General features: G+C 35.7%; 22 protein-coding genes. 3 read left to right on the top strand and 19 right to left on the bottom strand.

All coding sequences use genetic code 11. The features are described 5' to 3' along the window. Positions 1–168 precede the first annotated feature (168 nt). The 17 genes from A0J48_RS10270 to A0J48_RS10350 all read right to left on the bottom strand — a co-directional run bounded on the left by A0J48_RS10270 (position 169) and on the right by A0J48_RS10350 (position 15,639). On the bottom strand, positions 169–1,107 hold the full coding sequence (locus A0J48_RS10270; RefSeq protein WP_234300831.1) for an ARC6/PARC6 family protein: 939 nt from the start codon (positions 1,105–1,107) through the stop codon (positions 169–171). 50 nt (positions 1,108–1,157) lie between these two features. Further along, positions 1,158–2,054 (bottom strand): hypothetical protein, encoded by an 897-nt coding sequence (locus A0J48_RS10275; RefSeq protein ID WP_200322779.1) that lies wholly within the window; start codon positions 2,052–2,054, stop codon positions 1,158–1,160. 38 nt (positions 2,055–2,092) lie between these two features. After that, positions 2,093–2,920, bottom strand: a complete 828-nt coding sequence (locus A0J48_RS10280; RefSeq protein WP_200322781.1) for a hypothetical protein — start codon at positions 2,918–2,920, stop codon at positions 2,093–2,095. Between the two features lie 144 nt (positions 2,921–3,064). Then, complete coding sequence (locus A0J48_RS10285) at positions 3,065–4,003, bottom strand: hypothetical protein (RefSeq protein WP_200322783.1); 939 nt, start codon at positions 4,001–4,003, stop codon at positions 3,065–3,067. Between the two features lie 8 nt (positions 4,004–4,011). Continuing rightward, positions 4,012–5,307, bottom strand: a complete 1,296-nt coding sequence (locus A0J48_RS10290) for a vWA domain-containing protein (RefSeq protein ID WP_200322785.1) — start codon at positions 5,305–5,307, stop codon at positions 4,012–4,014. Beyond that, on the bottom strand, positions 5,240–6,322 hold the full coding sequence (locus A0J48_RS10295; RefSeq protein ID WP_200322787.1) for a hypothetical protein: 1,083 nt from the start codon (positions 6,320–6,322) through the stop codon (positions 5,240–5,242). Before A0J48_RS10295 ends, A0J48_RS10290 begins: the two co-directional genes overlap by 68 nt. Positions 6,323–6,324: 2 nt before the next feature. Then, entirely contained in the window at positions 6,325–6,828 is a 504-nt protein-coding gene (locus A0J48_RS10300) for a hypothetical protein (RefSeq protein ID WP_200322789.1), read from the bottom strand. 40 nt (positions 6,829–6,868) lie between these two features. After that, positions 6,869–9,040 (bottom strand): hypothetical protein, encoded by a 2,172-nt coding sequence (locus A0J48_RS10305; protein ID WP_200322791.1) that lies wholly within the window; start codon positions 9,038–9,040, stop codon positions 6,869–6,871. Positions 9,041–9,044: 4 nt separating this feature from the next. Next, positions 9,045–9,956 (bottom strand): hypothetical protein, encoded by a 912-nt coding sequence (locus tag A0J48_RS10310; protein WP_200322794.1) that lies wholly within the window; start codon positions 9,954–9,956, stop codon positions 9,045–9,047. Further along, positions 9,946–10,767, bottom strand: a complete 822-nt coding sequence (locus tag A0J48_RS10315) for a TRAFAC clade GTPase domain-containing protein (protein ID WP_200322795.1) — start codon at positions 10,765–10,767, stop codon at positions 9,946–9,948. Before A0J48_RS10315 ends, A0J48_RS10310 begins: the two co-directional genes overlap by 11 nt. Before the next feature lie 16 nt (positions 10,768–10,783). Continuing rightward, positions 10,784–11,530 carry a hypothetical protein gene (locus A0J48_RS10320; protein ID WP_200322797.1) on the bottom strand — a complete coding sequence of 249 codons (747 nt, stop codon included), beginning with the start codon at positions 11,528–11,530 and terminating at the stop codon, positions 10,784–10,786. Positions 11,531–11,921: 391 nt separating this feature from the next. Then, positions 11,922–13,493, bottom strand: a complete 1,572-nt coding sequence (locus A0J48_RS10325) for a type IV secretory system conjugative DNA transfer family protein (RefSeq protein WP_200322800.1) — start codon at positions 13,491–13,493, stop codon at positions 11,922–11,924. A gap of 52 nt (positions 13,494–13,545) precedes the next feature. Beyond that, complete coding sequence (locus A0J48_RS10330) at positions 13,546–13,821, bottom strand: hypothetical protein (protein WP_200322802.1); 276 nt, start codon at positions 13,819–13,821, stop codon at positions 13,546–13,548. Positions 13,822–13,886: 65 nt separating this feature from the next. After that, a complete protein-coding gene (locus A0J48_RS10335; protein WP_200322804.1) occupies positions 13,887–14,354 on the bottom strand; it encodes a hypothetical protein in 468 nt (155 codons plus the stop codon). An 82-nt stretch (positions 14,355–14,436) separates the two neighbouring features. Beyond that, entirely contained in the window at positions 14,437–14,739 is a 303-nt protein-coding gene (locus A0J48_RS10340) for a hypothetical protein (protein ID WP_200322806.1), read from the bottom strand. A gap of 79 nt (positions 14,740–14,818) precedes the next feature. Beyond that, positions 14,819–15,472 carry a hypothetical protein gene (locus A0J48_RS10345; protein ID WP_200322808.1) on the bottom strand — a complete coding sequence of 218 codons (654 nt, stop codon included), beginning with the start codon at positions 15,470–15,472 and terminating at the stop codon, positions 14,819–14,821. Beyond that, entirely contained in the window at positions 15,469–15,639 is a 171-nt protein-coding gene (locus A0J48_RS10350) for a DUF4177 domain-containing protein (RefSeq protein ID WP_200322809.1), read from the bottom strand. Before A0J48_RS10350 ends, A0J48_RS10345 begins: the two co-directional genes overlap by 4 nt. A gap of 242 nt (positions 15,640–15,881) precedes the next feature. On the opposite strand from A0J48_RS10350, the gene A0J48_RS10355 reads away from it, so the two are divergent. Further along, positions 15,882–18,506: an ATP-binding protein gene (locus tag A0J48_RS10355; protein WP_200322811.1), complete on the top strand. Its 2,625-nt coding sequence runs from the start codon at positions 15,882–15,884 to the stop codon at positions 18,504–18,506. A 195-nt stretch (positions 18,507–18,701) separates the two neighbouring features. Here the strand turns inward: A0J48_RS10355 and A0J48_RS10360 are convergent, their stop codons facing one another. Together A0J48_RS10360 and A0J48_RS10365 are read right to left on the bottom strand one after the other, a co-directional pair. After that, positions 18,702–19,223, bottom strand: a complete 522-nt coding sequence (locus tag A0J48_RS10360) for a glycine-rich domain-containing protein (protein WP_200322813.1) — start codon at positions 19,221–19,223, stop codon at positions 18,702–18,704. 276 nt (positions 19,224–19,499) lie between these two features. After that, on the bottom strand, positions 19,500–19,958 hold the full coding sequence (locus tag A0J48_RS10365; protein ID WP_200322815.1) for a double zinc ribbon domain-containing protein: 459 nt from the start codon (positions 19,956–19,958) through the stop codon (positions 19,500–19,502). Positions 19,959–20,034: 76 nt separating this feature from the next. On the opposite strand from A0J48_RS10365, the gene A0J48_RS10370 reads away from it, so the two are divergent. Beyond that, positions 20,035–20,982 carry a tyrosine-type recombinase/integrase gene (locus tag A0J48_RS10370; RefSeq protein WP_200322817.1) on the top strand — a complete coding sequence of 316 codons (948 nt, stop codon included), beginning with the start codon at positions 20,035–20,037 and terminating at the stop codon, positions 20,980–20,982. Between the two features lie 246 nt (positions 20,983–21,228). Next, the gene (locus A0J48_RS10375) at positions 21,229–22,611 is read left to right on the top strand and encodes a DUF4158 domain-containing protein (protein ID WP_200322819.1); all 1,383 of its coding nucleotides are present in this window, start codon (positions 21,229–21,231) and stop codon (positions 22,609–22,611) included. Positions 22,612–22,639 lie beyond the last annotated feature (28 nt).

Consider the following 22,639-nt stretch of genomic DNA (forward strand, 5'->3'; position numbering starts at 1 on the left):
CTTGAGCTTGGATATTATCCTTGCTCTTTTGTACTTCTATTGGTTGATTAAGACTGGCAATAATTGTCCATAAGAATATTAAAATTGATATGGGGACAGTAATTAGTAAAGCTATTCTATCTAGCTTTATCGAGGACTTATATTTGCGAATTACTCTTCTTTTATCCATTAACTAACCTTCTTGTAATCAGAAATTTTCCAAATTCCATTGTCTTTTTCAAACCAATAAATAAAGTCACCTTGATATGGCCCAGAATTGTCACGATCAATACCTCTACGTCCATAAAGATATAATTCTTCAAAAACCCTGACTTTAATATATGGTTGGCTACTAGAATTAGAAAAATCCAAAACTCTTCTAATGTCAGATTTAGCATATTTATAGTAAGCGTCATTTCTGCGTAACCAAGGAATTGAACCATCCGTTCCCACCGTTTTATAATGAATTGTTCCTGTAGTTAGTTCATCAACTAAACTTGTATCAAAAGGAGGTGCAAACATTCTAGGTTTCGCTCTATACCACCTTTGAACTATATCAAGTGCTTCACTTTGACTTAAAGTATTGCTGGAGCTAGTTGTTGAGCTAGTTGTAATAGTTGAATTATCACCAGAATTATCAGGTGATGAAGCTGGTGGAGTATAATTATTTGTGGGTTGAACTGGTGGAGGCGAAGACGCTTGTAAAACACCTAAACTCATATTTAAATCAAAAGTTGTTGATCCTTTAGGTGCAGATACTTGGATAATATAGTTTCCAGATTTTGGTAAAGTTCCCCCAGAAATTATTTCATTATCTGGGCTATAAGTCCAGATACAAAGAGTTTGATTAGTTTGATAATTAAATTTTTGTCCAGATTTACCTGTAAATTTATAGCCAATAGCTTTAGTAGCACTAGCTTGTCCAGATTTAGTTAATATTTGCTCATTGAGTGAAATTGCTTCAACATCCTTTTCTCTCAGTTCAACCGTAGGTTTATCAGGACATCCTGATGCACTGGAAGCGGTTGAAGCTGAATTAGATTGAGACACGAAAAAAGATGAACCGGGTAAAGCGTCACATCCATAAATAGTTAACAGTGCAAAATAAAAAATTAGTTTTCTTATCATATTGGTAAATCCTTGGTTGAGTTGTATTTAATAGCAGTTTAATTTTTTGTTTAAGGTGATGCTTTACTGTCAAATAACCAACTATTATTATCATTACTCCATATCAAATAAATGCGATTTTTAGAATCTTGATAAGTTTTACCGTTATGCTTGACATACCATAATTCCGCATCTACTATAGCCCTATCGCCACTTTGGCTAACTTCTTTAATATCACCAATTTTTATTTCTCTTACACTATTCCACCATTGTTGATACTCCGAATAACTAGCAGATTCACTTTTAAAACGAGAAGAAAGACGATTCCAGGTTTTACTGTACTCACGGTTATTAAGCAATATATAATGCTCTCTCACAAAAATTTCTGGATTTGGTTTTGTTGTTGTTGATAGATTGGTTTGTACAGATGTTGAAGATGGTGTTGAAGACGAAGCAACTAATGACTGAGAAATATTTAAACCTAATTTAAGTTCAAAATTTCTCACTCCTTGAGGTGCAGAAACTTGGATAATATATTTACCCGTTTGCATTAAATCTTTGTTGGTGATGATTTGATTATCTGGTGCATACACCCAAATACAAATATCATCATTAGTTTGAGAACTTAATTTTTGACCTTGCTTAGCCGTAAATGTATATCCTAAGTTTTTATCTGCTCTCACTTGTCCAGTTTCAGTTAACGTTTGTGATGAAAGCTGAATAGGTTTAACATCTTTACTTTCTAAAGAACCAGTGGGTTTATCTGGACATTGAGAGTTAGAGGTATTTGAACCTGAAATTTTTGCTCCCGAAATTTGTGAAATTGATGTTGGTGAATTTTGTCTACATCCGCTAATGAGTATGGTTAATATTATACCAGTAAACAGTATTTTTGTCACCTGATATACAGGAGAATTTTTGATAAATAATTTGATAATTAAATTTATGATATCTATTTTGACAAGCATATTTTTTAACCTTTAATTAAATGTAATCAAAAATGTAATTAAATACGTTCTACCCTATTAATTTTCCATGTATTACTTGCATTGCTCCATTGTAAATAATATTTCACGGTTGCCGAACTCCTCCTCCCAGACGCGAAATTATATTTACATCTAACTGTTACTGTTGCACTATCACCACTATTTCTTGCACCTAAGATTTGAGTATCTATATATTTAACTTGCTGCCACCATTCCAAATAAGAATCATAACCTTTGGGATGTTCTTTTTTATTTGTACGTAAATTATTGCTTAAAGTATTCCAAGCATTTCTATAATCAGATTGATTGAGATTTATATAGTAGTTATTTATCGCTGTTGTTGGTGAAGTTCTAGAACTATTAGTCCTATAATTATGATTTTGATTAGGAACAGAAGTTTTATTATAAATAGTAGCTTTTGATTTTGCAGAAGTAGATAAATTAGCAATTTCAAACTTATTCTCTAAACTCATGTTGAGGGAAAAAGTTGTAGAACCTCTAGGTGCTGAAACTTGAACAATATATTTACCATTTTGAGATAAATCTTTATTAGTAATTAATTGATTATCTGGAGCATAAACCCAAACACAAATAGTATCCAGGGTTTGATAATTGAATTTTTCACCAGATTTAGCTGTAAAAGTGTATCCTAAGTATTTACCTGCTTTTGCTTGCCCTGTTTCAGTCAACGTTTGTGATGAAAGTTGAATAGGTTTAACATCTTTACTTTCTAAAGAACCAGTGGGTTTATCTGGACAATTACTAGCTGAGTTTTTTGAACCAGAAGCAGTTTGTTGAGAAACAGCTTGTAATGATGTTTGAGGTGTGAAATTACAACCACTAATCATAACTAGAATAGTCCAGTAAATTGGGATTGGTATTAAGTGATTTTTTTGTTTAAAAGTATGATGCAAATTCATAATTATTACAGTTTAGGTTAGTTTGTGACTGAAAGATCATAAATATTAAAGAATTTAATTAAGATAATTTAATTAATTTTTCTGAAATTTCACCATTTCCCATTGTTGGTTGGCATCATTCCAGGACATATAAAACTTTAAAGGTATGGTGACAGTTCTACCATTTTTCATGCGATAGCGCGGTTTGGTGCTAACCACAGCCCAATTATTATTAACTTCTTCTAAAGAATATTGATTGACCGTGACATATTCAACTTTATTCCACCAATCAGTAAATGAGTTATATCCATTTGGATGCAATTTTTTATCTTCTTGGAGTGCGGTGGGTAAAACATTCCATGCGTCTCGATATTGATGATTATTAACTTTAGTGTAGTAACCTTCTATAACTTTTTCTGGTGCTGGTCGGTAAACAGTATTAGAGTTTGAAGAAATGGGTGTAGATACAGATGTTGCAGTTGTCCAAGCATTATTAGATACTGGATTGGAACTTACAGTGCTGGGAGTTGGGGAAGCATTAGCTGTTGTTGCAGTTGTCAAAGCATTATTACTAACTGGAGTTGAGAGAGTGGGGGAGGAAATTGGTGTTGGTGTAGCTGCTGCTGTAACACTATCTAAACTTAGTGTGAGATCAAAAGTAGTAGAACCTTTGAGTGCAGAAATTTGAATTGTGTATTTTCCATCTGTAGGTAAATTAGGGGTAGAAAGTATTTGATTATCAGGGGTATAAATCCAAATACAAATATCTTGATTAGTTGAATAACCAAGTTTTTGACCGGATTTAGCTTCAAAGGTATATCCTAAAGATTTATTCTTACTGACCATACCTGATTGTGTGATAGAGGGAGTAGAAAAATCAATTGTTTTCACGTTGTTAGATGCGAGAATTGTTTTTGGTTGTTTTGGACATTCAACAGCAGTTACTTCTGTGGTTTTTTTCTCTTTGTCACAAGCAAAACTCACAAAGCAAACTAAAATCGTCAGGGAAAATTTTTTAATCAGATTATTCATAACTGTCATTAGTCCCTTAACGCTTCGTCTTTTAAATATTTCCCCCAGAAGAAAAATGGAACTAAACCTCCTATTCCCATTGTTCCCAAAATACATCCGATCATGATCAGTCTGGTTTCTAGGGGAAGAGGCCACCCAAAAACTCCTATTCTGTAACTCTTTGCTTCTGACTTAACTGGTTTACCTCCTGGGGAACTAACTTCAACCTGAACATTATGATTAGAACCGCGTTTTGCGTTAGGTTGGGTATAGGTAATTTCATACTCTCCTAATAAAGCATTCAGGAAAAGTTGTAAATTTTCTGCAATAGCATCCGCATCTCCTGAAAATTCCGCAATACCTCCAGTTATTTTGGCAATTTCTGCTAACCGTTTTTCATCTACAAATTCTTCTTCAGGAACTTTTTTTTCTCCTTTACCAATATCCGCACGGGTAGCTGCTCTACCAAGTTTATATTTTTGACCTAAATATGTTGGTGTTAAACCATAACCCAAGGTATGTACAGTTATTTCAGTATTACGTTTGAGTAAGGTTTTCAGAGTTTGAAAATCTTTTGCTTCGTTAGGTTTATTGTGATAACCATCGGATAATAAAATAATTGACAGTCTAGGTTTTGGTTCTTGAGACTTTTCAGAAGGATAAAAACGAGTATCTTTACCATTCGCTAAAAATCTGACAGCTTTGGTTAAAGGCTCGTATAAATCTGTAGAAGCACAAGCTGGTAACGATGCGAGAAAATCAAGATGATTTTGTACTTTAAAATCTCCAGCGAATAAAAATTTATCGAGAGTGTCATTATTAATGGGATAACCTTTGCAGTCCTTACCAGGTTCACCAAAAGGAACAATAGATATTTGAGTCTGACCACCCCTTTCACTTGACATTTTTGTGAATTTACGAATGGCGTTAATTGCCCCAGTAATTTTTTTACCACCTCTACTATCTGGTTTATCCATACTGCCACTCATATCCAGTAAAACTAGAATGTAAGCAGGTGGTGGGATGGTTTCTTCAGAGCTTTTCCAGTCTTGATTTTTAAATGTCACCTCTTTGTTATCTACTATTACTTTAAAATCGGTATCTTGTAGACCCATTACAGGTCTGTCATCTTCTGTTTCTACTCCAATCCTGATAGAAATTCTATTTTGATTTACTTTAGGATTACCCACAATTTCTGCAACTTTAGCCTGACCAAAACTAGGCAGAGTTAAAGAAGCTACTATTAGTATAGATAAACTAAGCTTGCGGGTCAAGGAAGCGGTTATAGTAAACAAACCGATAGATTTTTGTGTCTTTTTGTCCATCTTGCGGTATTGGGTAAAATGTCAAAACGAAATTATGTTTTAAACGAATATTGGCGCGAGAGGTTAAACGTTGACCGTTGACTTCAATACAGCTAAAAGCAACGGGATTAGGAATTAATGTTGCATCACGATTAGCAATTTTTAAATCAGCAACGTGCAAAGGTAAACCAGGAATATAAATGTGTGATCTATTTGCAGCAGAACCAATTCTTACAGTACCAGTTCCAGGTAGTTGAATAGATAAACCTTCTTCAATTTCATAGTCATCACGACTAACAAATTTGAGTATAGATTTATCAATATAGGGAAAACTTTTGTTAACGGTTTTTTGGTTGGGATCTATATCTTCATAGTTGGGTCCTGTGTATTCAAACCCAGTACCAGCCCTCAAAGCAGCTAAATAGCTGGGTGAGTTGGTGATACTAAATGTTAAACCTAATAATAAACCTAAAATAGAAAATCCTAAAGGATCTTCAAAACCTTTTAAATCTTCTGGTATTTCTCCTATTATAGTACGAATAATTTCAAAAATTGCCGCAGAAATTAAACTGGCTGTACTAGCACCAAAAACACTAACTTTTAACCTCTGCCAAAAGCGTTTACTATCTCCTGCTTCCATGCTGTGCCATCGCCAAGTTAAGCCTTCTGCAAGACCTACTGAAAAACCAATTAATAACCAACCAATAATTCTAATAATTGGTGGAGGAATGGGACTTTGTGGTAAAAAGAGAATTTGGGATATACCACCAGAAATTAAACCTGCCAAAGTTCCTAAACCAAAAGCTATTAATAAGGGAGTTTTAGCAGTGCGAAAACTGAGTTTTGGTCTGGTGGGGTTACTGATAAATATTTCGTTCATCACCATTCCACAAGCAAGGGAAATGGCGATACAGGGAAATAGGGTAATTTCGGGAAAATCTTTGAGTAGCCCTATATCAGTGAGGAAGAATTGGCCAATGTTCCAGCCAATTAAGGCTGATAATAAGCCGGCTAATATGTAAAGGTAGATTCTCATAATTATTTCTTTGTAGTAGAAGATTTCAAATATTGTTCTACAGAATCTTGTAATTTTTTTTGCGTTTGTTTCTCTGGTATCATATATCCATGTGCTTCACCATATTGAAGTTGATAATTATATATACCTTCTGCCAATTTATTTCTATCATTACCCAGTTTTTTCTTGGCTTGATCATAACTAAAATTATCTACTTTTAAGACATTGGCAATAGCTTGAATGATTTCTTCCTCAGAATATTCGCTGTATTGTCTTTTTGAGCGAATATTTTTAATAATTGAATCAATTGTTTTTTGAGTATTTTCCCAGTTTTCTCTAGTTGTCGCCTGTTTAATTTTTTCATCCGGTATTGATTGATCTTTATTTGTTTCAACTTGCTTAATTTGTTTACCTTCTCGTTTAGTAGGACTTTGAGAAAAATTCGGCTCTGGCAAAAATATAGAGCCAAAAATACAGCCCAATAAAAACACTATCATTGATATAAATACAAGCAATCTGACTGTCATAATCTTATCCTCAAAAATGATTTAATAAATATACAATTTATTAATACATAGACTCTACCTCACGTTTTAGTCTCTTGTAAGAAGATTGTTGAACAGTAAAATAACCAAAGGCATTTTTGCTTTCACTTTCATTGAGTGTTTGATATTCATATATTATTTCAGCTATTTTTCTACGATCATTTGATGATGGATTCTTCCTAGCATTGTTATAAATTTCTTTAAAATTTGTATCTCCCAAGTTGATACTGATGTGATTCAAGACGATATCTCTGTTACTGATACTAGGAAATTTAGTTGTTACTTCTGAAATAATTTTTTCTATTGCGTTAATGGTCTGATTAAATTGTTGTTGTTGTATTGCATCTTGAATCTTATCCTCTTTATCTTTTATGTCTTTATCTCCTTGGTTTGCAATAGTAGTTTCATCATAAATTGGTTCATCTTGTTTGACTTTGGGGAGAGGATTATTGTTTTTTACTGAATTACCAGAATTAGTTTGTTTTTCAGAATCTCTTTGTTGCGATATATTTACTCTATGCTGCTCCTGATTTGAGGAATGGTTTAAGCGCACAAATAAAGCCTTAATCAACCAACTGTAAACAATACTAAAGAAAAGAACAAGAAGTAGAGTAAATAAAGCGTCATGACGTGATACAGTTTGTCCTTCAGAAAGAAACTCAATAATTTTTTCAAGCAAATTCTGTTTTCTTCTTAGTCTTAATTTAAAAACTTCTTTAGAACCTTGAACTTCATTAAATACATCTTTAGGTACTATACCTTGACTCACTTGATAAAAGTAAGCAGAAAGTGAATAATCTTTCACATTTTCAAACAACTTAGCAAAAGCAGTATATTTTCCTAACTTAAATTTATAAGAAGCATAACTTGAATATATTTCTTGTTTATGAGATGCTAAACCTACCCAAGTTTGAGGATCACATTTATACAAATTAGGTGGAATAACTGTTTTGCTATCAACAATTAATTGTAAATCATGTTCAACATCCTTAATAAAATCTTTACAACCTGATGCCCAAACACTATCATTACTTCTTAATAACCAAGCAATAGCTTCTGGCGTAATTTTTGGCGACTCATTTAATAACTCTGGTAAAATACATTTAATGCTATTAGCTAATTTGTCTTTAGGTAAAGCAGAACGTATGGCTTTTTGAAATTCTAAAGAAACAGTTTGATTATCATCAGGGTTTTGACCAGGTTTTATATTTAACCAACCCAAAAACTCTAACATTGTCTCTGGAATCACAACTGCTCTTAAAGTGATTAATCTCACCATTTGCGGGCTATAAATTTTTTGAGCAATAGCTGTTTTCGCTCCTTGTCCATCAAATAAAGTATGCCAATATGCTGAGGTGATTTTGTCATTAGCTAAAGCATCGGCAATTACTTTTACATTTTCCGGTTTTACCTGGGAACTATTCATTAAACCGCGAATAGCTGATTTAATAGCCTCCTCATCTGTAACAACTGCTGGTGGCAATACCTTGGGAGTATTACTAATGGCTTTTTGCAATATTTGATAAGCTTTATCAGAAGCAGCTTGAATGACTAAAAACCGTTCTGGTTTTTCTAATGCTTCTACATTAAACGCCCAAGAAATAGGTTGACCATTTTTATTAGCGTTATATTTTTTATATGCTAAAGAGTTGATACTGTGTAAATTCAATTGTTCCGTTGGCGAAAGTAATACTGGTTTATGATCATTTTTATCAATATCTCTAGGAGTTACTTGTGCAGAAGTTAGAGTATTGATATCATATATATGGGGATTTCCTACTTCCTGAATATCAAAGGGATTAAATCTTGGTGGTGTTTCCTGATTTTCCCACCAAGCTAGTAAATATCGCAGATTTTGAAACGCATCTTTTTCCATGCCTTGAGTGAAAAAATAACGATACATGGAAGCACTGCGTCCTTTTTCATCCCTTCCCCGTGTAACTATAGCTAATACAGAAAAAGTATTTTCTCCTGTTCCTAAAACCCGGCCAATAATGGCAGGTTGATCACTATAAGCACCTTCAGCAACGGCAAATTCCCGGTTAGCAATAGATCGCTCAATAACTTCGGGAATGCGCTCAGTTGTCACATTCATATATTGTCCAGTGAAACCTAACGACACCCAACCATCAACTGTTTGTTGTGGTCTAATACCGGTACTAAATTCGTGAATTTCAATGATTGATAAATTCATGCGTTTAACCCTTGTCTAATTCTCTATGGCGATCGCCTGTACATAACCAATAAATCGGCGCTACTAAACCAAAAGGCCGCCAGCGTTTGGGATCTTTAATCATTGCTGATACACCATCACGACTGCGACGATCTAAGTTAACGTTGGGTTCAGGACAATTCTGTCCCAACATTCCAAAAGCAGAAGCGGTAAAGTAATTTACTTCACCTGCGCCCATTTGTTGCCAAGTTTGCAACTTTGCACATACTTGAGAAAAACGAGCTTTAGCTAAAAAATCTGGTTGATGGCGATTTACCCATAATTCTGATTGTTCGCATTTAGTTAATACCAAGGCAATTCTTCTAAATCCACGATTAATATCTGTGCGATCTAAAGCGGTCAAGAATTTATCTAAAGCATTCACATAGTCTGAATCCTTACGACTTGTACCATCTATTAACAACATAATGCCGGTTGCTTGTAGGCAATCTTCCATGTAATCTTGCAGTTTTGGATTTCCTGATTGTTGTAGTAAATCAGCAAAAAATTCTCCTGCATAGTCTTTACAACTGATATTAAGATTGGCTAATTTTGAACCAATTGTGGCTTGAGGATTCTTCCAAGAAAATTGTGCTTTGAGAGTAATTGTTAAAGTGTAATCTTTCACCTCTGCTGCATTAGCATTTAGGTCTGTAGGTTCTAGTTGTAAACCTTGTTCTAATATGTTTTGTGCTTTACTAACTAAATCCTCTCCTGCTTCACCTACAGGAGTAACAGTTTGTACTGGACTTTTGGGATCGGCATTTGGCCACCGTGCTAAAGAAGCCATGTATGCTGTTTTTCCAGCACTGCGATCGCCTATTACCCGAATTACAGCACTACTTTGTAGGGGTTCAGAAATAGTATTTTTATTTTTTTTGAAGAAATCAAGCATCATATCTCATCCTTTTACCTGTACTTAACCAATAGAGAGGGGAAATTAAACCGTAGGGTTGCCAACGATTTGGCTCTCGTAAAACTGAATTTCTACCGTTTGTTCCCCACTCTTCAATGCGATTAGGTCGGGGATCATTACGTCCCAAAACTCCAAAAGTTGATACAGCATAAAAGGTTAAATTCTTCCCAGGAATTTTATCTTGTAAAACTTTTTTAGTTTCAGGAAGATGAACATCAAATAAATCAATTTCTGGGTCTAAACGCCCTGGCCAAAGTTCTCCTCGCTCACACTTACTCATTACTACTGCTAACCGTAGATCATTAGCCCTTTCATGTTTATCCATTTCGTCAATAAATCGTTTTAAAACTCGACTGTAAGACCTATCAGTTCCATATTTCCACTCTGTTAATAAAATTAAACAACCACTAACATCTTTGGTTAAACATTCATCTATAAATTCTTGATGCAAGGAATTTGATGAACCATGTTCTAATTCATCAAAAATTTCTCCTGGATAGTCTCTTACGGCTAATGTAAATTTGTCTTTAGAAAAGCCATTTTTTACTTCTATATTAAAGGAGTAGACAGCTAAATCATCTATTGTTCTAACTTTAATAGTAGTAGGTTCTAAGGAACTACCTTCTAAAATAATGTTTTCAGCTTTGTCTGCTAAATTTTTTGTATCATCATTGAGTGGTTGAACATGAAAGTTTTTATTTTTGCGACTGCTTCTAGCTGGTTGATAAGCTAAAGCCGCTAGATAAGTGGTTTTACCTGAACTTCGTGGACCAATAACGCGAATGTTTCCCATATTTGTTTTATCCTCACTATTTAGCTAAGAAACTACCGAGATAAATCCAAGGCAATTCTAATAAAGAACGATTATGAATAGATGTAATAAAACAACGAACTGATAAACCAGAAACACTTTTATTAATTTGTTCTAACTGGGATTGAATAGGCCGGAAATAACGTTGCAGACTATATAAATGGCGTTGTTGCCAATTCATTTGAGCGCCATTAGGGTTGTAACCTAAAGTTGATGCTTCTTTGGATAAATTGCAAAACATATCCGCCTTATTCAAACAAATAACTATATGTCTAGCTTTGGGACAATCTTGGCGGAAAAAATCTACCCAGCGATCAAACCTATTACACCATTGTTGTTGACTCATAAATTGATCTACATCTATACTGGGCTGAAAATTTAACCCCCGATGAGGTGGGAGGATGAGTAAAATTCCTTCACTTTCGCGGATAGTTTGCAAAAATCTGTTCCACTCAGTCGGGTTATCCTGTTGCCAACTTTTTCTCCATACTTCCCCTGGTGTATCTATCCAATCTACAAGGACTTGTTTATTGCCTGTGGGTAGTCGGACTTCAATATCTAAGAACCGATCTAAGATGACTTCTGTTTGGGCAATCTTGCCAGAAACTTCATCAAACATAAGATTGGATTTCAGAAAATCGTAGTCCTGGTTAATAACCTTGACATACTCATTTTTTGGGTTAGCCAACTCCATTGCTAAGTGTGTCTTGCCAGTAGCGCGATCGCCTATATAAACTACTCCCACAGTTCTTACCTTTCACTATACTTGTAATAATACACAGTTAGGCTGTTACTAATCACATAAAGATTACGTAAATTTTTAAAACATAAAATTGAGTCTTGCATTGTTTTGTAACATTACATTGCTAGTAAATGGACTTAGATAAATTAACTATTTGATTGGAATTTACATAAACTTATGCAACTACACAGAAATAACGCCAGATTGTAGTCACTAAAATATACATAAATTTTGTTACTTGCTGGCAAATCTTTAGACCCGGGTGCTATTTAACCGTATTTATACGTAACGTACAACCTAAAGTTGTTTAAGAAAATTTTAATTTCCGTGATTTGGGAATAATGTGACTCCCAGAAGATGTTTGGAAAAATCAAGAATTTCATGGGTTTACACCTTAATTGGAATAATCAGTTAAAAAAGGTTTAGTGGTAGGACTACTGGCAGTATTAACCCGAATAATGGCACTCAATCCACTGGGTAGAACACCTAAAGGTCGGCTACTAACCTCTCTCACACCCAAAACAGGTATCCGTTCATAACTAAGATTTCTTTGATTAGCAGGACTAGGACCAAATGCTCCTTGAAAAGACATACTCATCACCTGTCTTTCATATTCGCCTAACTGTCTACTCAACCAATCTGCTGTTTTGTGACTCACTCCTTGTAAAAAGATTTGTGTTCGGCAGTTGTTTAGTGCTGCGATTGTTTTTTCAGGAAATTGATCAATAGATTGACACATCAAAAAAACACTAGCTTTAGCATTACGTCCAATGGCGGTTAACTCTTCATAATCAAGATTTTTGAGACGAGGAGCTTCATCACAGATAATATAAGTAGGAGTCCAGTTATGTTTAGGATTGTTCATGCGACGATACATAACATTCATTACATAACTAATCATCACAGCGGCTAAACATGAGCCAAACTTACCATCTGCCAAGGATTGACCAATCACCAAAGTATGTCTGGAAGTACCATTTAAAGCTGGCAGTAAAAAAATACCACTAGCTCCATCACAAATTGCTCTAACATTTGGGTCTTTGAAAGGACTTAATTTATTTTGTAAAAAACTGATATCCATACCAAATCGGTCATCAGGAAGGTTCATATAAGAAAACAAATCAGAACCCCACTGACTCAACGCATTTGGTAAATTACTTAACAATGTCTGAACAGCATTTCTATCTGTGATTAAATCAGCTAAATCACTGGGGTTTAATAGGATCAACTTTTGTTTTCTTGCTTCAACAACTACACCAAGAATAGCTGTCAACCACATAATATCGCGCTTCCAAAATGCGGCGTTATGGTCTGTATCGTTGTAGTTACCATAGATAGCCTCTGCTATCGCTCTAATTTCTTTTTCTCTACCAAATTTTTCCAATTCCTCCAAAAAATTCCAAACTACTCGATTACGAGTTGTACTTAAATCCCAACAGACCAACTTTGATCCCGCGCTTTGTGCCAAACCAGCAAATCTATCTCCTAAAAAACCAGCAGCATCAACACAAACCAAGTTGCCCTTTAACATCAAGTTCTGTGCTGATTTTAACAATAACTCTGTTTTCCCAGAGCCAGTTGCACCAACAATCAAAATATGCTGATGCAAAAAATCATTGGGAAGCCAAATATCCGCAGAAATAGATGCTCTGCTACCACGAAAGTTTACATATCTTCCTAGCCAAAAATCTCCATTTTTCAAGTTACCTGTAAACAAAGTACAAACCTCCTTTTGGCTGGCGGTTTGTGAGTAATCAAATAGTTCTTTATATCTCACAGAAGGCTTTAATGACTCTCCGGGACCAAGAATCAAAAGATTTTTACTGTTTACAGAAGCACCTACACTTTTAAATAGCTCATGAAATATCCATCTACTAATTTTGAGTATCCACCCAAAAAGTAAACCCAAAATCTGAAAGTAGATTTTGAAGATTAAAGCAAATACCCAAAACAGAAATCTTTCCATATTTAAAACTTTAATGCCTCCAAAATTTATTCTTAGTCCTAAAGAGAGGAACTTAATTGGGAGAAGGTTCAGAAGATGCCGATGGACTATTTGGAGTCTGCGTATTTGGGAATAGATGAGGATGTTGCTGTTTCAGTGCATTTAGCTTTGCTTGCGACTTGATACGCGCTATTTTCTCTTGCAGGGTTTCTTGATTTTGAGCAGATTTAGTTTTTGATGTCTGTCCACTTTGGGAAGCATTAGTTTGATCTCTAGCTTCTATTGATTTTTGAATTCGTTTATCTATATTTGCACCTGTGTTAAGTGTTTTTTTGCCTTCTGGGTTCATAGGTGTATCCTCTTTGATTTGAACTTATTATCTTTAAATTATTTGATACCTGAATCCAAGAAATTCTAATTTAAATCCCACTTAAGAAAATAAAGATGATTCCCATTACCTTGCTTGACTTTGTAATTAAAGGATACATTTTTATGATTGCCTACATCTATATTTAATTCAGTAACATTACCCCTAAAAATACTAATTTTTTGCTCTAAGTTACCGTCTAAATAAATTGAAAGCTGAACCATTTCCATATTAGAATTATCTGGAATAGCTAGTTTTCCAGTCCAAGTTGTTGCACTGCTATCTACTATCTCACAAGTAAGCTCCCGTTCTCCAGAAGAAGATAAATAAACCCAACTGATAGGATGTTCAATTTTTCTACCAACAGATATGGGATTTTCATATTCGTAAGAAGGTTCACCTCTAACTAAAACACAATTAGCGGATTTACTATTAACAATAGCTGTTTTATCATAGATAAAACCTGAAGTAATAACTGAGCAGGTTAATAGTGTAGATAAGATAATTTTTCGCATTTTATTGAAAGCTCCAATTCTTGTTATTTGGAAATCTGAGCAAATTTTAACTTCCGTCTTTGGCGTGGTTATTCAATGAAAATTACTTTAAACTCCACCTCAAAATATAAACATAATCACACCTTCCTTGTGAAATTTGATATTTCCATGAATAAATCTTATGGTTTGTGACATCAATTTTAAAATCAATAAATTTTCCTCTAAAAATATTTGTGTTCTGTTCTAACTGTCCATCTAAATAGAGCGAAAGCTGAACAGCTTCAAGTGAAGATGTACCTGGGATGCCTAATCTTCCAGTCCAGATGCTAATATTACTATCTAATATTTCACCAGAAAATTCATTTAAGTGACCATAGTCTTCACCATAAATAAATGTATAGCTCATCGGTATTTATCTTTTAATTTTTCTCCTGCTTTGTATTTCAGTTTTTAAAGCTTTTATCTGACTGCTGACGGCTAAATACTTACTGATAAACTGATAACAATGCTTTGACAAATTCATCTGCTTCTGAGTCACTACCATCAGATTTAGCAAAATATTTCCGAGCTAATTTAGGAACACGGTGCATAGTGTAAGAACAAACAGGAAATCTACCATCAGGGCAATTTTGACAGGGTGATTTAGAATAAGTAGACCGGACTTTTAAGGTTAATCTCCAAACCAATCCAAAGAAGGTAAGAAACCCAATTCTCAAAATCACACCTAGCAAAGAAAAAGGTGTTAACCATAAACCTGCATAAACTAAAAAAGCGATCGCTATACCCAGTAAAAATCTAGCGAACATTTTATAGGTTTTTTTCTGAATCCAAATTTGCAGAATAGCGGGAATGTAGAGGATAACACCCAATGTCAACAAAACGTAGTAAGGTAAGCGCGTAATTATTCCTAAGTGTGGGAGTAAGGCAATACCTACAGCTAACCCGCAAGTAATCATGGTACATCCCAAACACAGAGGTACTTTACCCACGTAAATAATATGATTGTGGTGGTGACGACAGGCAGGATGATGAGCTAATAAGGGAATCCGTTCTAGAGAGTTAGTAAACTCCCGGAATGCCTGACTTTGCAGAGGTTGTCCTGGATGTTGCGGCTGAGATTTTCTATGCACCCACATCATGCGTTTCTCCGAAAAATGAGGACAATAGTAGGTACAGCTTGATTACAGCAATTTGCTCTGGCAGAGGGATAAGCTGTTACTAAATCCCAACCTTGCTGTCCTAAAGCGTTACACTGTGTATTAACTTGTTCAAAATCAACTATTTGCACGTTATACTCGTATTTCATAAATTCCTCTCCTGACGTGGCTTTGATTACCCGCTCTCAATTTTTACATCAATATTTTTACTGGTGATACCTTGGTAAACCAACTCAAAACAAACTTCAAACCAACGTTATAAAATGATCCGGAAAAATGACCTATTCATCCCCAAATAGCTCTAAATTAAAGAAATAGCGACATTCGGCGTATTTTTTTTGAAAACGCTTGATTTTTGTTATCTATCTAGTCTTAACAATTAAATTAATTTATGTCCGTACCACCTGAGTTGCAGAATTTTGAGAGGAGTGATCGCCCTATACGTGTTAATCGAGGAGAAAAACAAAAGTTACAAAAGGCATTTGAGAAACAGTTCGGAAATAAAATTGCAGACTTGATAGCATATTGGTGTAAATGGGAACAGAAATTAGGTAAACCTCCTGCGGAAAAAGAGATTTTAGATTTGTTACATTCCAACACACCTAGCAACTGTCAATACTGGGTAATTGATGGAATTTCGCGGATCGTATTACATCATCCTCACAAAGAGATGAATCCTAAACCTGTTTCCCCAGAACTCAAGCAAGCGATCGCTACTCAATTGAAAAGTCAGTTTGAATACGGTAGAGGTATATCTTGGGGTTGTTTTGCTCAAGCTTGGGTAGAACGCAACGGTTACAATCCTCCCAGTGAAGAAACTATTCGCAAGTTACAGTATAAAAATCAGGAAAATGCACAATACTGGGTAATTAATGGCTTATGTCGTACTTTGTTTAATTGCACCTATGAAGAATATTTAAAAAAATATGATTCCCCAAATACTGATGAACAGCATCAGTCAGAACAGATGCGACTAATTCAGAAAAGAGAATTGGATGGTAACCAAAAGCAGCGATATTTAGAAAGTCTGCCCGTTCGTGATTATACTGAGTTTGTAGGTAGGGATGGGGAATTAGATAAAATCAGCAAACTCTTATCTACACCACAAGCTAACCAGCGCATAAGTGTAGTAGGTAGTGGGGGATTAGGCAAAACTGCATTGGTGCTAGAAGCGGCTTATCAATTTTTACACACTGCTGAGGAAACAGAGGAAAATCAACCCCTATTTGATCAGATTATTTTTACTTCCGCCCAACCGCAGAGATTGACAGGTAGGGGCATTTTACCACGTTATCAGAAAATACAAACTATTGCAGATATTATTAGGGCGATCGCCCTTGCTTTGGGTTGTCTGGATGATTTACCTCTGCATCTCCATGAACAGATAGATTTTCTCTTATATGCTTTGAGTTTTCAGCATACTTTATTGTTAGTAGATAATTTAGAAACTGTTGAGGATATAGAAGCCATTCTCGCTTTTTTATATGAATTACCTGCAACTGTCAAAGTAATAATTACCAGTCGGGAACAAATTCAATGGGGAGTACCAATTAATTTAGAACCTTTAGCAGATGATAAATCAATCTATCTAATTCAACAACTAGCAAAGGAAAAAAATGTCAACTTAAACCAAGATGAAATTCTCAAACTTTGTCAGAAAACCGCAGGTGTACCCCTAGCAATTGTAGCTGCTATTAGTCAACTAGCAGAAGGTTATTTAGTCAGGGATGTTCTTGCAAACTTAACACAACCAAATAGTAACTTAGTTCATCTCTGCTTTCAAGGGTCATTTGCACTAATAAATGAACAAAATAGTTATTATTTGCTCATGGCACTGGCATTATTTCCTAGCCCTGTATCTCGTGAGGCGATCGCCTTTGTGGCTTTTGATAGTTTACACTACAGCAACCTCCCCAGTGATATAGCACGTCTGGTCAGATTATCTTTAGCGAAACCATATCCTCATGGACGCTATGGAATGTTATCATTAACTCGTGATTGTGCGATCGCTCAACTGAATAATCACACCAATTTTGAACAGTCAGCACGGCAAAGATGGATAAATTGGTATCTACAATTGCTGACACAATATCAACATGAAGATTGGCAAGAATGGCAGATGTGCCGATTACTAGAAACCGAATGGATAAATCTGCGAGCAGTCGTTGAATACTGCATTGATGAAGGAGAATATGATAGCTTTAAACAGTTATGGCAACTACTCAAAGGCTATACTCGCTTTCAAGGTTATTGGGAAGAAAGACTATCATGGATAGATTGGTTAATTGCTACTGCAAAACAGCAAGAAGATTACGTAACTTTAGCAGAATCTTTGTTAGATAAAAGTCAGACATTAGCCTTAATTGATGAGCCAGCAGAACGCAAGGAAGCAAAAACTCTATTAGAACAAGCTTGGGATTTACAAGAATATCAAGATGTCAATTTTAAATTTAAGATATTGATTAATTTTGTAGCTCTACACATTGATGAACAGGAATTTGAGCAAGCAAATCAAAGGTTAGAACAAGGGAAAGACCTACTCAAACAAGATACAAATCAACAATTATTGCATCTCCGTACATCCTTGCTGATAAATTACTATGAAGCCCAAATTTATCTCCATACAGGTATTTATGGAACCGCAAAAGAATTGTATCATACAGCATTAAATCAGGCTGAAGAGATTCACTGGGAACGGGCAATTACTTACATTCAAGATTGGTTAGCACAAGTAGCCATTCAACAAGGAGAATTAACAGAAGCGCAAAATTGGCTAGAAAAAAGTTTACCTACAGCACAGCATTATGGAGATAGTCGGTGTATAGCCTTCTGTCAACGTTCCTATGCTTTATTAGAGAAAACAAGAGGTAATTTAGAAGAATCTACTCATTGGGCAACATTAGCAAAAAAAAGCTTTACGCAATTAGGGATGCGTCAGAAAGCAGCAGAAATGCAAAAACTAATAGTTATAGCAGGAGTCAGGAGTCAGGAGTCAGGAGTCAGGAGTCAGGACTAAAAACCTATTTTAGCAAGACTTTCATGAATGGCTTACGCCAAGCTGTGCTAACAATTGATGTCCTAAATACTCTGTCTACGGCTATAACATTAATCAAGAAACCTGGGATATCAAAACTCACATCCCAGATTATAGATCCCCGACTTCTTTAAGAAATCAGGGATCTGAATATTGCCTTTTTTAAGGTTGACCTACTTAGGCAATTGACTGGCTTAATAGTTGATCAATATTAACGGGAACACTCAGCCGTGATTCTTCTACATTTTGTGGTAAATGACACCCACTAGGTTGTAAAATATCAGTATTAAAAACTTGTTGCGATCGCTCCATTATATCTAAACCAAAATGCTGTGAAAATAACTGTTGAGTTTGCAGAAAAGAAGCATACATTTGTTGTTGATCAACAGTCCCCCGCAAACCATAGAAGGGAAAATGATGTACATAAGCACCAAACAATAATTGGCAATCGGCCATATACTTTTGAGTATCTAGTAAATGACAATGCCAGACTTTATCTATCACCCTATTAGGCACAAGGTTGGCTTGAGGATACAGCCAGAATAACATCAAAAAACATAAATATTGTGCGATCGCCCAATCAGCTTGTCTATCAGTCAAACCCAACCCGGATTCAGGATACATCAGGCGATACTTCACAGAACCAAATTCCAGCTGATTAGAACTTGGATGAAAAAATTGTAATAACTGTTTGTTCACAGTAACTCCTGTCACAACTACATTGTTGAATCAGAAGAGCGTATTGGCGTTATTGCTCTGAATGATTTCTAGAGTTCTATCAACAGATGTATTGTTTGTTCTGCAAATTTAGAAAGCAAACCTTACAGGTAGGAGAGCGATTTTTTTTCGGGGGAGATAGCACTGGGAATACGGTAAGATGACCCAATGCCAGATTCTGAGCAACAACTTGGTATTGAGCCGAGATACGAGTAAAAACCTGCAAGATGGTCTGGAAACGCTTACTGTGCATGGATTTCAAGAATTCCTACCCCCCTCCTTATAAGGTCTCCCACACAGAGGACAAAACTTATACCTCAACGACACCACCAACTCACCACAATTGGCACAACTAGCCCGCAAAGGTGTACCGCATAGATAACAAAACCTAGCCCTGATTTCACTCCACATCGAATCCACAGCACCACCAGGATTCCAACATTGAGGACAAAACTTAACCCCTTGAACCGCAGAAACTTCCTCCCCCTCAATCACAGCATCCAAATACTCTTGGGGTACACCAAGAGCCACCGCCAACCCACCAAGAGTGCGGCGATTAATCGAAAGCGTCAAACCCCGCTCAATCTTACCCACAGAACGAGAATGGATACCAGCAGCATTCGCCAAATCAAACTGAGTCAAACCAAGAGCCTTCCGCAGACGTAAAACATAAGCAGCAAGAGATTCACCAGGTCGAGGGGTCTTAAAAGTATCCATAAAAAACTGTCAACTAACTCATCAAAAGATATATAATTTATAGATAAAAAACCTGATATTAAAGACATAAATTCCAGTGAAAACGGCCATAACATTAGCCACCGTAGCCAAAGAATTTTTAGAACGGACTGGACTAGCACCCAGCACCAAAGAAACCTACGAATTAACCCTATTAAAATTCCTGGCAGAGTATGGAAATTGGCCAATAGAAATTATCAGTAAACAAACATTAGTAGAGTATCTAAACAGCCTCAACCATTTAAAATACACAACCCACCACAAACATCAAGCAATACTGCAAAGCCTATTTAACTTCGCAGTAGAACAAGAGTATATAAAAATCAACCCCATCCGGGGACTAAAACAACGTCAACCAGAGCGAGAAAAAGGAGAACATAAAACCGACAACACAATCAGATACCTAACACCAGAACAACTCTCAATACTCTATCAAGCAGTAAAAGATGACCTGAGAATGAACGCCATAATTCACCTATTGCATCGCACAGGATGTAGAATAGGAGAGCTTTTAGCCCTAAACTTATCAGACATAGACATCAAAAACCAGAAATTCCAAGTATTAGGTAAAGGCAACAAACAACGATGGTGTTTTTATAGTGACGATGCCGCCCAATCCCTAGATAAATATTTAAAATACTCACGACATCAAAACAAACAATCCAGCAAAAATAACTCACATTCCCAAAATTCTAGCAACGCATTGTTCACAGCACAACATCCAGTCACCCTCAAAATCAGTAGAATCAGCTATCACACATTACATGATTATTGGCGACAAATAACCAACACATATCCGCAACTTCAAGGGATTCGTATTCACGACTTGCGGCATACTTATGCTACAGAAAGAGTAGGATTAATCAGCATAGAAGAATTACGTTCATTAATGGGACATGAAAGCATTCAAACCACATTACGTTACCAAAAAGTGACCTCACAAAAAGCCGAATCAGCCGCCCGTCATGCCTTGAATATCCTCATCCAATCAGAAACTAAAAACTAATAAAATCTCCTCACATTGGGTAATTATCCACCATAAAATTCTACAAAAAAACAGCCTTTCAAACTCATGGCAAATTGTGTACCCTAAAGAAGCTATAATACTCTTTGGTTGAAAAGTGAGGGATAAAAACATTTACCAGGGGTCAAGGTATCATATATAACTCATATTCAATTTCTGAGAAGGTTGTAAGTCTCAGTATATTTTCAAAATTTCCACCCAATCATATATGCTTCAAATATCACTTAAATGACATCAATTGACCGTACTGCTTACCCCAAATTTAAACAATTTCCTGACCCCAAAGAACTAGCAGAACTGTATACAACAACAGCCGCAGAAATCAAATTTGTCAAATCTAAAACCAAGAGTCATGAAGGATTACTGCGGTTAATGGTGATGTTAAAATCCTTTCAACGTCTGGGATACTTCCCTCAACCCGAACTCATACCAATAGCAGTCATCAAACATTTACGGTCGTGTTTAAAATTACAAGACTCAATAAAAGCAACACCCTCCGAACGCCAGCGTTATACCTATAAAAATATTATCCGCGAGTATTTAGGGGTCAAACAGTATGATAAAACCGCTCAGAGACTAATAGCTACAATAGTTGCCCAAGCAGCCCAAATTAAAGACCACCCTGCGGATTTAATCAATGTAGCAATTGAAGAATTAGTTAAAGAACGATACGAACTACCAGCATTTAGCACCCTTGACCGATTAATTCGCCACATTCGTTCAATGGTTAATAATCGTTTATTTGCACTTTGTTCTCAGGGACTTTCAATCAACGAGCAGATTTATTTAGACCAATTACTTGTAGTCACCAACAAAGAGGACGAAGATGATGAAAATGCCACCCTGAATTTACTAAAATCACCTCCTAAAAGTGCCAAATTGAGTGGGATTAAACTCCTGCAAAACAAATTTGATATGCTCATGACCTTTGGTAATGCCAAGCGACTTCTGGAAAATATTGCTCCTAGCAAAGTTAGACATTTTGCTGCATCCGCTAGAACTTTAGATATTGCGGAATTTCAAGATATTAATTTACCCAAACGGCGAACATTGCTATTATGTCTATTGTACGAAGCACAGATAAAAACTCGTGATTATCTGGTGGAGATGTTTATTAAACGTATCCTGAAAATTCAAAATAATGCTAAACAAAGATTGCAGGAACTACGAGATAAACATCTGGTAGAAACATCAGAATTGTTAGCGACATTGGGACAAGTATTACAAGCATCCAAGCAAGCCAAAGAAACTCAGGATAATGCGGTATTTGGAGAACAGGTGCAGTCAATTTTGGATGAACATGGTGGTGCAGAATTACTGCTGCAAAAATTAGATGAGATTGCGGCGTACAATACTAACAATTATCTACCATTAATGTGGCGGTTTTATGCTGTCAACCGCAAAGCACTATTTAGTTTAGTGCGGTCTTTGGATATTCTCTCTACTTCGGCGGATGAATCGGTTATTGAAGCTTTGCAATTTGTGTTGGATAATGAACACAAACGGGCTAAATATTTACCTTGTGATATTGATTTGGATTTTATTAGTAATAACTGGCGGGCGTTAGTTGTAGCAGGGATTGAGCCGAGATCCCTGCAAAAACGGAAATAGAGGCTCAAAACCCTTGCTATATCTAGAT

This window comes from Sphaerospermopsis aphanizomenoides BCCUSP55 (genome assembly GCF_001586785.1).
Taxonomy (GTDB): Bacteria; Cyanobacteriota; Cyanobacteriia; order Cyanobacteriales; family Nostocaceae; genus Sphaerospermopsis_A; species Sphaerospermopsis_A aphanizomenoides_A.

What these genes read in the sequence shown, in the direction of transcription:
- A0J48_RS10375 (WP_200322819.1), top strand. Translation starts at nt 21,229, where the DNA reads ATGACATCAATTGACCGTACTGCTTACCCCAAATTTAAACAATTTCCT.
- A0J48_RS10350 (WP_200322809.1), bottom strand. Translation starts at nt 15,639, where the DNA reads ATGAAATACGAGTATAACGTGCAAATAGTTGATTTTGAACAAGTTAAT.
- A0J48_RS10275 (WP_200322779.1), bottom strand. Translation starts at nt 2,054, where the DNA reads ATGCTTGTCAAAATAGATATCATAAATTTAATTATCAAATTATTTATC.
- A0J48_RS10335 (WP_200322804.1), bottom strand. Translation starts at nt 14,354, where the DNA reads ATGCGAAAAATTATCTTATCTACACTATTAACCTGCTCAGTTATTACT.
- A0J48_RS10315 (WP_200322795.1), bottom strand. Translation starts at nt 10,767, where the DNA reads ATGGGAAACATTCGCGTTATTGGTCCACGAAGTTCAGGTAAAACCACT.
- A0J48_RS10340 (WP_200322806.1), bottom strand. Translation starts at nt 14,739, where the DNA reads ATGAGCTATACATTTATTTATGGTGAAGACTATGGTCACTTAAATGAA.
- A0J48_RS10300 (WP_200322789.1), bottom strand. Translation starts at nt 6,828, where the DNA reads ATGACAGTCAGATTGCTTGTATTTATATCAATGATAGTGTTTTTATTG.
- A0J48_RS10355 (WP_200322811.1), top strand. Translation starts at nt 15,882, where the DNA reads ATGTCCGTACCACCTGAGTTGCAGAATTTTGAGAGGAGTGATCGCCCT.
- A0J48_RS10365 (WP_200322815.1), bottom strand. Translation starts at nt 19,958, where the DNA reads ATGGATACTTTTAAGACCCCTCGACCTGGTGAATCTCTTGCTGCTTAT.
- A0J48_RS10345 (WP_200322808.1), bottom strand. Translation starts at nt 15,472, where the DNA reads ATGATGTGGGTGCATAGAAAATCTCAGCCGCAACATCCAGGACAACCT.
- A0J48_RS10310 (WP_200322794.1), bottom strand. Translation starts at nt 9,956, where the DNA reads ATGATGCTTGATTTCTTCAAAAAAAATAAAAATACTATTTCTGAACCC.
- A0J48_RS10330 (WP_200322802.1), bottom strand. Translation starts at nt 13,821, where the DNA reads ATGAACCCAGAAGGCAAAAAAACACTTAACACAGGTGCAAATATAGAT.
- A0J48_RS10305 (WP_200322791.1), bottom strand. Translation starts at nt 9,040, where the DNA reads ATGAATTTATCAATCATTGAAATTCACGAATTTAGTACCGGTATTAGA.
- A0J48_RS10280 (WP_200322781.1), bottom strand. Translation starts at nt 2,920, where the DNA reads ATGATTAGTGGTTGTAATTTCACACCTCAAACATCATTACAAGCTGTT.
- A0J48_RS10325 (WP_200322800.1), bottom strand. Translation starts at nt 13,493, where the DNA reads ATGGAAAGATTTCTGTTTTGGGTATTTGCTTTAATCTTCAAAATCTAC.
- A0J48_RS10285 (WP_200322783.1), bottom strand. Translation starts at nt 4,003, where the DNA reads ATGAATAATCTGATTAAAAAATTTTCCCTGACGATTTTAGTTTGCTTT.
- A0J48_RS10290 (WP_200322785.1), bottom strand. Translation starts at nt 5,307, where the DNA reads ATGGACAAAAAGACACAAAAATCTATCGGTTTGTTTACTATAACCGCT.
- A0J48_RS10295 (WP_200322787.1), bottom strand. Translation starts at nt 6,322, where the DNA reads ATGAGAATCTACCTTTACATATTAGCCGGCTTATTATCAGCCTTAATT.
- A0J48_RS10270 (WP_234300831.1), bottom strand. Translation starts at nt 1,107, where the DNA reads ATGATAAGAAAACTAATTTTTTATTTTGCACTGTTAACTATTTATGGA.